This window comes from Pseudundibacterium arcticum (assembly GCF_042646465.1).
GTDB classification, from domain to species: domain Bacteria; phylum Pseudomonadota; class Gammaproteobacteria; order Burkholderiales; family Burkholderiaceae_D; genus Undibacterium_A; species Undibacterium_A arcticum.
On the sequence record NZ_JBHRTP010000122.1, the window covers coordinates 1 to 11,706 of the forward strand.

16 protein-coding genes are annotated in these 11,706 nt (G+C 56.9%); all 16 read right to left on the reverse strand.

The genetic code is table 11. From position 1 onward, the window contains the following. Nucleotides 1-337: hypothetical protein (locus tag ACFOFO_RS26305; protein ID WP_390333522.1), on the reverse strand; the 337-nt coding region annotated here is incomplete at its 3' end. A 58-nt stretch (nt 338-395) separates the two neighbouring features. Beyond that, a complete protein-coding gene (locus ACFOFO_RS26310) occupies nt 396-1,925 on the reverse strand; it encodes a phage tail protein (protein WP_390323073.1) in 1,530 nt (509 codons plus the stop codon). A gap of 59 nt (nt 1,926-1,984) precedes the next feature. Continuing rightward, nucleotides 1,985-2,134 carry a hypothetical protein gene (locus tag ACFOFO_RS26315; protein WP_390323071.1) on the reverse strand — a complete coding sequence of 50 codons (150 nt, stop codon included), beginning with the start codon at nt 2,132-2,134 and terminating at the stop codon, nt 1,985-1,987. Nucleotides 2,135-2,142: 8 nt separating this feature from the next. Next, entirely contained in the window at nt 2,143-3,000 is an 858-nt protein-coding gene (locus ACFOFO_RS26320) for a hypothetical protein (protein ID WP_390323069.1), read from the reverse strand. After that, the gene (locus tag ACFOFO_RS26325; RefSeq protein ID WP_390323657.1) at nt 3,000-3,650 is read right to left on the reverse strand and encodes a hypothetical protein; all 651 of its coding nucleotides are present in this window, start codon (nt 3,648-3,650) and stop codon (nt 3,000-3,002) included. The genes ACFOFO_RS26320 and ACFOFO_RS26325 overlap by 1 nt, the downstream gene beginning before the upstream one ends. A gap of 2 nt (nt 3,651-3,652) precedes the next feature. Then, the gene (locus ACFOFO_RS26330; RefSeq protein WP_390323065.1) at nt 3,653-4,039 is read right to left on the reverse strand and encodes a hypothetical protein; all 387 of its coding nucleotides are present in this window, start codon (nt 4,037-4,039) and stop codon (nt 3,653-3,655) included. 6 nt (nt 4,040-4,045) lie between these two features. Then, nucleotides 4,046-4,243 carry a hypothetical protein gene (locus ACFOFO_RS26335; RefSeq protein WP_390323063.1) on the reverse strand — a complete coding sequence of 66 codons (198 nt, stop codon included), beginning with the start codon at nt 4,241-4,243 and terminating at the stop codon, nt 4,046-4,048. A 72-nt stretch (nt 4,244-4,315) separates the two neighbouring features. Further along, nucleotides 4,316-5,677: a major capsid protein gene (locus ACFOFO_RS26340; protein ID WP_390333524.1), complete on the reverse strand. Its 1,362-nt coding sequence runs from the start codon at nt 5,675-5,677 to the stop codon at nt 4,316-4,318. Between the two features lie 100 nt (nt 5,678-5,777). Beyond that, nucleotides 5,778-6,278 (reverse strand): phage scaffolding protein, encoded by a 501-nt coding sequence (locus ACFOFO_RS26345; protein ID WP_390323058.1) that lies wholly within the window; start codon nt 6,276-6,278, stop codon nt 5,778-5,780. Nucleotides 6,279-6,334: 56 nt separating this feature from the next. Further along, nucleotides 6,335-7,801: a phage portal protein gene (locus ACFOFO_RS26350; RefSeq protein ID WP_390323654.1), complete on the reverse strand. Its 1,467-nt coding sequence runs from the start codon at nt 7,799-7,801 to the stop codon at nt 6,335-6,337. Nucleotides 7,802-7,804: 3 nt separating this feature from the next. Continuing rightward, nucleotides 7,805-8,467 (reverse strand): hypothetical protein, encoded by a 663-nt coding sequence (locus ACFOFO_RS26355; RefSeq protein ID WP_390323052.1) that lies wholly within the window; start codon nt 8,465-8,467, stop codon nt 7,805-7,807. 5 nt (nt 8,468-8,472) lie between these two features. Next, nucleotides 8,473-9,732, reverse strand: a complete 1,260-nt coding sequence (locus tag ACFOFO_RS26360; protein WP_390333527.1) for a terminase large subunit domain-containing protein — start codon at nt 9,730-9,732, stop codon at nt 8,473-8,475. Beyond that, entirely contained in the window at nt 9,713-10,276 is a 564-nt protein-coding gene (locus ACFOFO_RS26365) for an HGGxSTG domain-containing protein (RefSeq protein WP_390323050.1), read from the reverse strand. Before ACFOFO_RS26365 ends, ACFOFO_RS26360 begins: the two co-directional genes overlap by 20 nt. 148 nt (nt 10,277-10,424) lie before the next feature. Beyond that, complete coding sequence (locus ACFOFO_RS26370; protein WP_390323048.1) at nt 10,425-10,622, reverse strand: hypothetical protein; 198 nt, start codon at nt 10,620-10,622, stop codon at nt 10,425-10,427. Nucleotides 10,623-10,752: 130 nt separating this feature from the next. Continuing rightward, nucleotides 10,753-11,016 (reverse strand): hypothetical protein, encoded by a 264-nt coding sequence (locus tag ACFOFO_RS26375; protein WP_390323046.1) that lies wholly within the window; start codon nt 11,014-11,016, stop codon nt 10,753-10,755. Between the two features lie 342 nt (nt 11,017-11,358). Further along, a partial coding sequence (locus tag ACFOFO_RS26380; RefSeq protein ID WP_390333530.1) for a hypothetical protein occupies nt 11,359-11,706 on the reverse strand: 348 nt, incomplete at its 5' end.

Sequence of the window (11,706 nt, forward strand, 5' to 3'; positions counted from 1 at the left end):
GCACTTGCAGGTAACGATATTGCGAAATAGAGCCGCTGACCTCTTGAATGGTCTCGGTGATAGTCACCGGCAATTCGTTCAGTCCGGCGTAATAGTTCGCCTCGAGCTGGGAAAAATAGTCATCGACGACTGCGTTCTGGCGCTCGATCTCGAATGATCCCGACCAGCCGTCAGGAAAGCGCAGATGGCGGGTGATGCCGTCCAGCCCCTTGATTTTCTTGTCGGTGATGTCCGGCTTGGATGTGAAGCCAACAATTTGGCTGAACGACAGCGGTCCATTCGGGCCGGTGATGTCGAGCGACAGGTCGCGGCCTACGGAGTAGGAATTCAATGGCATAGCGATGCTCCAATAAAAAAGCCCGCCGGAGCGAGCTTGTCATGCGATTTGCGAGGAATTAAGCCAGTGCGACGGATTGACGGTTGATCGTGACGGATTGACCGCCTTCGACGTTGATGATGAATTTCTCGATCACCGACAGGTAGCGAACCTTCACGTCCGCCTGCATGTAGCCCAACGCGACACGGTTCTGCGGGTTGTTGGTGTTATCGATCTGGACGCTGTAAGGCTGCGTACCGTCCGCCGAGCCGATCATGTTCTGGCCGGTCAAGGCTTCCAGGAATGCCGAGATCGTCGCCGCAGCAGATCGGCGCACGGTCGGACTTTGCAACTGACCGATGAACAGCCCCATGCCGCCGTTGAGCGTGTAGGCGATGTAGTTCGTCATGCGGGTGTAATTGTCGCCGTTCGTCACCGCATTGCTCGAGCTGTTGTGACCGAAGCGCACGCCGAAGCTGTTACCTGCCGGGATCGGGTTGGTGATCAGGTCAATACCAGCCACGCCCAGCAACGCCAATTCAGCACTCGAGTACGTCAAGTTCTGGTAGCTCTTTTGCGTGCCGACGATGCCATACAGCGGCTTGTTCAGACTCGATTGCTCTGGCGACAGGTTGGCCAGACGGCCGGCGACAAAGCCCTGCGGCGAAATCAAACGCACCTGGTTGTTCACGGTGTCGTTGAAGTAGACCCAATCGCCCAGCAAGTACTTGAAGATGTAGGCATCGATACCGGCAGTAGCTTTGGCGGTGACCGCAGCAGCAATGGCGTCGCCGGCAGGTGTGACGCCGACCATGTAGGTACCTTCGGAATAGCCGTAAGCAACCTGGTTGGTAAAGGTCGTGGTGTCGTCGCAATCCGCCAGGAAGGCGATGCTGGTGTTTGTGTTGCGCAGCGCATACATGCCCTTGCGTGGCACGGTATCGACGCCCAGCAGCACGGTGCCGGTGATGGTCGTCGCGCCATCGGTGCCGCCGGCCAGCGAGTACGTGGCCAGTGTCGGAGCGGTGGTGCCAGCGCCAGCAGTGGCCACGATGAATTGCGACGGTCCGCGCTGTCCTGATTGGCCGTTGTTGATGGCGGCGGCCATGTTGACCCACAGCGCATTGGCGGTGCCCGCGATGTTGTCGAACACTTCCGGCACCTGGCCCGGCATCGTTACGGTCGCCTTGGACGTGTTGGCTTGCGATCCGGTACCGACGATGACCTGCGCCGAGTTACCGAGCGTACCGGTGTATTTGCTGGTGAACGTGATGCAAGTGGCCAGCACAACGACTGTAGCAGCCACATCTGTGCCGTCGGTCACGCGAACGCAGCGGAAGTTGTTGGCGCCCTGCAGCACGGCAGCGGCCACAGCGGTACCCATATCGTATTTGCGCGCCTGAATCGCTCCGAATTGACGCGAGTAGTCGGCCATGCTGCCAACGACGGTCGGCGCGTTGGCCGGGCCCCAAGTTGCGGTACCGACCACGCCAAGGATATTGGTCGGCAAGCCATTGAGCAGGGTGACGCTGGGCGGCACGATCTGCACATACAGATCGGGCACGATCAGCGCGGTCGTATTGATCGAACCTTGTTGGACTACAGGCATGAGTGGCTCCTAAAATGAAAAAAGCCGCTCGAAAGCGGCCTGAATTGGGTGATAACGGGTTATTTAGGAGCCGGATCTACCGGGGCATCCGTTTTGATGAAATGGTTCTGCCATTCCGATGCGAGGTATTGCTTGATCAGTTTTGCGTCGGTGATCACGTCACCCTTGACGTGCGACAGGAAATTTTCAACGACAGTGAGTGCAAACATGGCTGGCCCTAGAAATAGGTGGTGGTGACTGGTCCGTACTGCGTCGAGCCGTCAACCTGGCCGGACGTGTTCAGCTGCTCTTGCGTGATCTGCGTATCGGTCTCGATCTGCGTGGTCGCATACTCGACCGTGTAAAACAGGTCGCGCCGGTAGAGCTTGTCCTTCTGAAATTCGTCGGATACCGGGCTGCTCTTGTAAGTCATCCTCGCCGTTGACTGATCAACCAGCGTCATGAACTGCGTGATGGCCAGTACCACGTCAATGGCCGGTGCGATGGCGTCCCTGTGCGCCGGCGTGTCTGCCCAGACCGAAATCTGGAACAACCGCTCCTGCCGCCGAATCTCGCGGATGCTGGTGCCAGTCACGCCCACCCGAACTGCGTTGATTCTGGCAGTGGCCGGCAGCGTAATGACCGCCCCCGCGCTGCCGGCGCCTGGAATCCCCGCGACGATCAGCGTCGCCAATGCCGTGGCGATGCTCGTCAGCGTATCGGCCACCTGCACCGCATAGATGTAGGGCTGCCTGTTGGCCAACACCGTCACGTTTTGCGGATTGTTCGCCGGGGGCACCGTTCCGCCGACCGTGACGGTCTGCCCGGAGATCGTGAGCGTCAGCGTCGGCGTATTCACCGAGAGCTGCTGCCAGTCCTTCGAGTACCGGGTTACGTTGCGCTCTTCCGTGCGGGGATACACCGAAACATGGCAGATGCCGAGCTTCAGATCAGCATCCAATTGCTGCGGGTTCGGCCAGCCCTGATAAATGCGGACTCCGGTATTGGCGACAGAAGCCTGTCCGGTCCCGTTCGGATAAACGGTTTGGGCGATGAGCGCGACCAGCGCGGACCCTACGTCAGTTAAATCAGCCATCAGGAATGAATCTCTTGTGCGTTGATGCGCCAGCCGAGATCGGTCAGTTCGGCGCCCTCGATCGCGTAGCGCCGACCGAGATCGTCAGTTGCGATGTCGCCGGCCATAATCGTGATTGGTACAGATGGTGGCAGGAGAATCTTCCAGCCCACGTTCTTGACGCCGGCCGGAAGGTCGACGCCCCTCTGACTCTTGCCGCCGAGCAGGATAGACGCCGGCCATAAGTTGCCGCTGGCGCCCAGCACGTCAATTTCCTGCGACGGCTGATTGCCGCTGTAGCCGACCGCGCCCACACTAGTGACGGCCTGCTCGCGGGTGATTTTCACCTGCCGGTTGCACTCGACCACGATCACCGGCAGCAGGAACTGCTTACCGGCGATGAAATAGGTGCCGTTCGCATTGACCAGGTAGTCGCCTGCCTGCGTGGTAGCGTCGTTGATCAACGCGAACCAGGTCGGATCGCCATACTCGTTCGGGGCTTTGAACTGATACCCAGGTCCGGAGTCAAGCGCAGCCTTGAGCGTGCCTACCAGATTGCCAAGCGGAGCGCTCGCGCTCAATGGCCGGTACAGACTGAACGTGAGGCCGATGACCTGAGCCGCCTTGGCATAGCCGGCATACACGCGGGCCTGAATCGTTGCGCCGTCCATGCCTAGACCACAAACGACACAGAGCCGCCACCAGACAAGCCAGGGCCAGCGGAAATTCCAAGAAAACCGCACAATTCATTGCGCCACTGATTGAGCAGTGCAGTCCGATCGCGCACTTCATGTTTATTGTGCGTCCATACCGCTGCAGAATCGGTGTCCAGGTTCGCACCGGAGGCAACAATTGCCGATTCGAGCGTGTAAAGATTGGCCAAGTAGTTGGTGCGAACGACCGTCTCTTCTTCTGGGCCAAGAGTGTTCATCTTGTACTCAAGCGTTCCGTACTGCGTGGAAAACCGATAGCCGGACGCCGGCAAAGGCGTGCCGGTGCCATACAGCCCATAGCCACAAAATCGGCGTATATCGACTTTCTCAGCAGTAGTGAAGGACATGGTTTATTAATCTTCCAGTGGCGCTTGGCGTTCGACCAGGTCTTTGATTTCTGCGGGATCCGTTACAACTTGGCCAGCAGCCCACATTTTTATGGACTGGCCTTCAATTTCTGGATCGTAGCCATAGGGCGATGCCAGCGTGACGCTTTCTGGCAGGCCATCTGCTGATGTCGCTGCTTTCTTTATTTTGGTTGGTCCTGCCATGATTTTTACTCCTGAGTTTAAAACCCCGGGCCTTCAGGCCCAGGGCTTTTACTGCGTCGGTGATGCGTCGGCTTAAACGTGTTCAATCGCAACTGCGCGCTTCAGATACTGAGAGCCCGCAGTTGGAATGATGGAGCTGTTGGCCGTTGCATCGGTAGGCGCTACGAAGCCACCAATCCAGAACCATGACTGCGCCACGATTTGCGCCAAGCGATCGATAGGGGCACGAGTCACCATGCATACGCTGTCCACCATTTGGATCTCAGCATTGGTGCCCGACAGATCGGCTGCTTTTTCAGCCATGCCAGAATAATCACCTTCAACCAAAGCACCAGGGGCGCACAGGATAGGCCGGCGTACCTTCAATGCGCCGTTGGTTGGATGCGTTTGAACCAATGCCTCAGTGGTAGGCACGAAGTTCACGCCCATCAACTGGAACACCTTGCCTTGACGCGCTTCCGGCGAACCGTATTGACCTTGATACATCAGCTTGAAGTCTTGGTCAGAGAACAGCTGGCGCATGGAGACATTGTCCAAATACAGATTGAACATTTCATCTTGCATACCAGTGTTGTTGCGAAGTGCGGCAACAGCATCTTCAATGACGCCAAGGGTCAATATGTCGGTGCTGACCAGCGCTGGCGTAGCAGTGGCGATACCGAAGGCAGAACCGCCGTTGTACTTGCCGTTTGGACGAATCAATGCCGGCGCATTGGCGTGCGATGCTTGATTCAGTGCCGTACCGTCAGCCACGGACACGTTGCCAGTGAAGGTCAGTGTGCCCGAGAAGCCGCCCGGGGTCGTGGATACGTTGGAACCGTCACGCGCTGTACCGGAGAGGGTGTACACGTTCAAGCCAACGATGACAGGCGCAGTAAATGTGCCAGAAACCGGCACGAACTTACCAGCGCTAGTGCCAGTACCAAGCACTTGTTCGAAGCCGCGCACATCGTCCACGTTGATGGTCAATGCAGGGGCGCCCAACGTGGTGCGAACACGTGTGTTGCCACCGAGATAGCCGGCAAACAGCGCATTGCGTGCAATGCGGTCAAGCGATTGCATGGCTTGCTTGCCGTTGGTCTTGCCGTTCAGCAGGAACTGATTGGCGATGCCGACCTGCGACGTCACGATGTTGAGATCGATCGAGTCGCCGTACTGGTCAATACCAAGAACGTATTGTTCGATGGTTTGGCTTGATGGCGTAATGCCGTTGTCCAGGTTGGTATTGCCCGATGGCGTCAAAGGCGTGGTGACCGGCGCTTTCAGGCCGGCGCGGGTCTTGGTGACGGTTTCGCCGATGTTGATTGAAACCGGCTCTTTGTCAGCGATTGCGCGGTAACCAAGAGCAGAATTAAGGCCCAGGTGGAACTCTTGTTCCAGGAAACCTTGTTGAATCGCATTTTGCAGCGACGTTGGCATATTTTGAATGGGCATATTTGACTCCAATAGATGAAAAGATGGTTTTCTTCATCGCCTTGGCGTCTGGCCACGATGCGAATGTCGCCGCGATTGCGGCATGATTTGGTGCGGTGTATTACTTGAGAAGCGCGGCTTTAGCTACGGCGTACTCCGCTGGCGTCATATCTTTGACAAGCTTCTGCGCTGGTGGCGTAGTAGGCGGCGGCGTGATTGGCGTGCTGCTGTTGGCAGCGCCAAACAGATACGGCTTGGCTTCCTTCAGGCCGGCGAACAGCGCATCAGCGCCGTCAATCGAGCCGTCATCTTTCAGGGAGACCTTCGACAGATCGGCCAGCTTCAGTCCGTCCATGTCGATCAATCCTGCTTCCTTCGCCTTGACCTTGAGTTCTGCGCGCAAAATGCGCTCGCTCGCGGATTTGTTGGCTTCACCCACCTTGGTATCGGTGTCCTTGGCCGCGTTCGCTACCGATTCTTCGGCAGTTTTGAGCTTTCCCTCGAGTTCTTGCGCCTTCAGGCGGTAACCCTTATTTTCTGCGCGAAGTTCTTTCACGTAGTCCATGGAAAAGGTTTGCGGTTCTGGTGTTGCGGGTGGCGTTGCCGGTACTTGGTCTGACATCAGTCATCTCCAGTTGTGAAAAAGCCCACATCGAGCGGGCCGGTTGGTAAATTCGTTTAATCGTTCGAGTCAGCAAGTGGAACTTGCTGCGGCTTCGGCGGCAAGTTCGGCGGCGGTGGATCGGCGTCGATCAGCTGCAGCTCGTTTTGCGGGTCCGCAATGTCATAGCTTGGCGCCAGAGACTTGACCGCTGTTTCGCGCGAGATAAGCCCGGACTGGCGCAGCACATCGAGAGTCGTGGCCTGCGTCTGCTTGTCGGCGAAGGTCGGCGCGTACCATTGCGGCCAGCGCAACGACAAATCTTCGTCGGACAGCTTCGGCAATTTCTTGCCCTTCTTATCAACCAGGTCAAACTTGGTCGACGCCGCAACAACCATGTTCAGCAGCGCCAGCAGTGCGCCCTCGCCGTATGAGATGCGCAGCTTGTCGGCCAGCCAGATCAGCGACTGATTCATCAGTTCCATGGCACGGCCAGACTGCGCCGCGGAGAGCTTGTCGGCGTTCGACCGATTCCCGCCCATGCTTTCCAAGGCGATTTCACGCAGCCCCTTCACCCAGTCCAGAACAGCAGCAGCCGCGGTGCCATTGATCTCCAGCAGCTTCGCATCGCCGTCTGCGCTTGTAATGATCGCATTGGCCGCACCACGTACCACTTGCGCGTTGCTGCCGAATGCCGGCTCCTTCAGGTGCAACGTGGGATCAGCGGAATACTTCAGGCCGCGCCCACCCTGCGACAGCAAATAATCAGCCTCGATCTGCGTGTCGACCGCTTCACCGGGGAATGTCGGCTCACCATCGATTGCGTCACCGCCTGGCAAGTTCTTGACCCACACCATTGGCACGAAACCGAGATTGTGCGAAGTGCTGCGCTCTACATCAATCGCAGGTACTTTTTCCTTATCATCCGTCCGTTGCGGCACAAACCAAATCTCAGCGAGCGAGTCCCATTGACGCTGAAACCAGAAATCGAGCGAAACATCAGCATCCGCGATCGGGTAACCCATGCCCTTGAGAACGGCACCCTTCACCTTCCGGCGCTCAGTCACAGCCTTGAGCGTGTCAGGCGCTTGCAACTCCCAATCCGGGGTAAGGTACGCGGTTGGCATCACGTCAAAGAACACGCGGTTCGCCATCACCCGCAGCATGATCACCACAGAGCCAACGGCGCCGCGCGTGGCGGCATCGATCATCACCCGGTTCAAACCGGTTTCTTTCGCCAACTTGGCCAGCGTGTCGCGCGTAGTCTCATCTTTGCATTCAACCGCGGGGAAATGCCCCTCAGAGAACAGCAGCGAAACTGAATCATTGACGACGGTTCGGCAAAACTTGTTGCGCGCCGACGGCCTGCGCTGCGCCAGCGGAATGTACTCGCCAGCGCCGTTCTTCTCGGTACTGAATGGATATTCCAGCGCGTCATACAGCGAACCGTCCAGGACCCGTGTCAGCGCCAGCAGCAGGTGCGTCCGCTCTGGATAATCCGAATCTTTCGGGTACGTCGACCGCAGGTTTTTAAAATCAGACATGGATCATCCCGGCAGCACTTCTACGGTGTAGCTTTCGAGCGTTACGGTATCGCCAGTATTGGCCAAAGCCATCGTGATAGTTAGAAGCTGATCTACCGAGGTATCTTTGGTCATCGTCACCAGTGCTACTGTGCTATTACCACTACCTCCATTTGCCCCGGGCATTGCTACCTGCGAGATTAATGAGTTGCGGTTATGTAGTACACGTCGATCAATATAAGCGACTGAGGAATTCATGGATGTATTCGAACAGATGCTGGTGCCGCCGAATCTGACATTAAATGTCTTGTTATTCGCATTATTGGTGCAAGACCACAATGTTGTAATACGCAATGATCCATTCAGCCCCATCACCCCACCAGGAATCGTGACCGATGCCAGCGTGGTTTCCGTCAGCGTGCCGGTCACCGATACGGCTACCGCCGATTGCGCGAGCGTGATCGTGCTGGGATACTGTGCGCCGTTCGCACTGCTGCTGAACAATTGCCAAGCAGTCCCGTTCCAGAAATACCAGCCCAACAGAGTGATAGTGGTGCCATTGGTATTGACCAGCTCCAGCAGCGTCGATGCATCGCCCGGCGCGCCGAGTCCGTTGAGCTCAAAGTCGTCGGCTACCAGCACCAACTTGACAGAACCGCCAATGAATTTTCGCGTTAATGTTTTCATTTTGATTATCGAGTCATATGTGGGACGTGAGCCCCGTGCGATTGAGTTTTCTTGATCACCGGCCATCTGAAGTTCAAGAAATAGCCGCCTGCGTCATTCGCATGATCGTGGCCGCTTTTCTTGTCCGGCTCGCCGTTGTCGTCGTAGGCCTGTTGCTCCATGCAGTCCGTGAACGTCGGGCATGCGTCAGTATTGACGCGCAGCCGGCGCATGCCATTCGAGTTCAGCACTAGGGCGTTGACGCTGTTCACACGATCTTTCACGCGTGGATTCACTGTGCCGGTGCGGATCGTAAAGCCCGCGTTTTGCAATATCGTCAGGTCGGACACGCTGGCACCCTTGGAACTGGTGTTCTGCCCGCTGGCGTCTGGGTAGACCGTGACCGCATGTCCCTGGGACTTGTACCGCTCGTTGATCATCGCGGCCATGGTCGGCGTGTCGCGCACCTTAACCAGCTCGTTGACCGCGTGCGGTGCCTCGTCGCGAATGACAAACCCGATCGCGGCCATGTTGTTTACGTTGAAGTCCAGCCCGACATGCAGCGCCTCATTCGGCAGGAGGATGGTCGGCGAATGGTTCAACTCACGCGAGAAATCCGGATAAACAGCGCCGCTCGTCAGGTTGACAAACTCGCCGTTCAAATAGGCTTCAATCAACTGCGGCGGATAGTCCTCACGCAGCGATTCAATGTAATCGTCCGGCAAAAACGGGTTCGACCTGGTCGCAGCCTGAACCATGCCGTATGCTGGCTTGGGATCCTTCTTCCACTTTTTGTAGACGAAGCGGAAACCTTCCGGCGTCGTGTAGACGCTCACCCGGTTAAACGGCTTCTCTTGCCCCTTCGGACGCTGCCGATTCCGAGCAATGATCTTGCGCCAAGCTAACTCAGCCTGCTTTTCGTTCAGCGTATCCAACTCATCGACGTGCGCGCGGTATGACTCGTAGCCCACAATGCGCGCCGGGTTGTCCAGCGTTCGCATGACAAAATCGCCGCACCCTCCCGTCGAGGTGTAAATGATGTTTTCAGACTTGTTGTATCGGTACCGAATACCCAGATCGGTCAGCTTCTCTTCCATGCGCGGGGCAAGGATCAAGCGCACCAGGTCATACGTCGGCTCGTACATCGCGATCAGCGCCGCGGAACTGTCGAGCGCATCACGAATGGCGCAGTTCAGCATCGTCTCTGTCTTGCCGGTGCCGAAGCCAGCGACGAATGCCGGAAACTTGTGCGGTAACTGAAAGAAGCTAGCTTGCGGCTCCGTCATTACCATTCTTATTTCGCGCACTCACGACCTCGACAATGATCTTTCCGACTGGGCTTACGTCGTCCTTTCCGGTCGGCGGTCGGTCGGCGAGCAATACCGCGCGCGTCTTTTCCAGTGATTCAATGCGCGCCAGCAAGCGATCAATGATCTGCGGATAGTCGCGCAGCTTCTTCTTTATCTCGCTGTGCGCTGTGGCGTTTTCCGCTCCTTCGCGCTCGATGGTCTCGTAGACCTCCATGCCGTCAGACAGATCATCGGCCTTCGCCTGCGCCCGCAGCGCCCTGCGCAACTGCAGCCGCGCAATCAATAATTCATTTTCGACCACACCGGCCGACGACATGACGCCATCGACACAGGCCAATTCGTCCTGGTGGATCAGGTCGCCATAAATACCGTGCTTGGTTGCGCTCTGATTGCCTGGCCGCGCCGCATCGCCCGCCCCTGTGCTGCTACCTCCGTGCATCCGGCATCTACCGTTTGCCATCCGTCTTGATTGGCACGGTTCACCGGATCGTGTTTTCGCGCCACATTTGGCATCTGCCATGTGGTCCTCGTCATCTATTGCATGGGGTGGCGTTTCAAATGTCCTCGGCCCGCGCTGATAGGAATCTGCCGCAGCAGGAAGGAATCAGCCTTTGCTCGTCCTCGGTGCGCCCGTTACTCGCCACTGGAGCGCGCTGGCGTAATCAGTATTAGTCGTCAAAGTGGTCACTCATCGCATGAGCGGCTTGTTGCATGTCCATCTCGAGCGCCAAGCATTGCTCGGCCCGCACCAGACGGGCCAGCCATTGCAATGCGGTCCGGTAGACTTGCCTGTCACCGGCTGACGCCGATGCACCCAGTGTCGCGTCGACCAGTCCTTCGATGATCTGATCGGATGCCAGCGACATGGCGAGCCTTGAATAAAGGTGCCGCTGTCTACCCTTGTGAGGCAGGTCAGCGGCGAAGCGCAGCAGACGGCCGCGCAGGAGAGATTGTTATCGTGGAGATAGATCACCTCCTTTCGACGTTGAAATCTCGTTAATCAGGCGCTGCAGTGAAATCGACGTAGTATTTCTCGCCGACCTTGAACTGACCGAACAGTGCCGGATTAGCGATGTTGATGGAAAGGTTTGCGCCTGGGGAGAACTTCGCGAACGTATTGTCCTCATCGCTGCCATCCTCCGGATACTTTGAGGCGGCAACAGCATGCATAGCCAGTGTTTCTTGTGACTTGCTCTTTTCAGGGCCGTAGAAGTGCTCCTGAACAAACCCTACCTGCATTTTTGCGCGCATCTTGCTCATTGTGTTTCTCCTTTGGTGATGTTCCGCGCAAGCAGTCGCAGCGGGTGCGCTCTTGGCCAGCCTCGCCGGCACTCTCGCGGAACAAAGCAAAAAGCCTCGACCGGTCGAGGATCGAGGCTTTGAATGGTTGCGGGTTACAGCGTCCCGCGCCGTTATGGCTTATACGGCTGTTGCGGTCGGCCTCACATCGGGCCGTACATTGTTAAAGAGCGATTCGGCGTGTGATTTGCCAAGCCCAATGACAAAAGCCCCGGACCATGACGGCGCGGGGCTTACATTCGCTCAAAACTATCTGTTAGGTAGCAAACATTAGAGACAATAATTGAATCTAATGCACATATCCTAATAGAAATATCTGCGTGTGGCAATATGATTTTGCATCTTTGGCGTTAATATTTTTTCGGCCTGCTCCAATGTATCCAGCAGAGAGAGGTGCGGGAATATCCAGACGGTGCTGATGCCCTTGCTTTTCCGTATTGCCCACCATTGATGGCGCGGCAAATCGTTGATCATCGCCTCGACCGCCTCACCAGCGCGCATGAAGTCCTTGGTGTCCTGCAGGTTTCCATCGCCATCAGAGTGCTGGAAATCCTTCAAATTCACCCACCGTACCCAGATGTTCATGACCTCATCGAATGGCGACAGTTTGACGAACGACTCCTGATTGCGCGCTGTTTGCATTGCATCCCC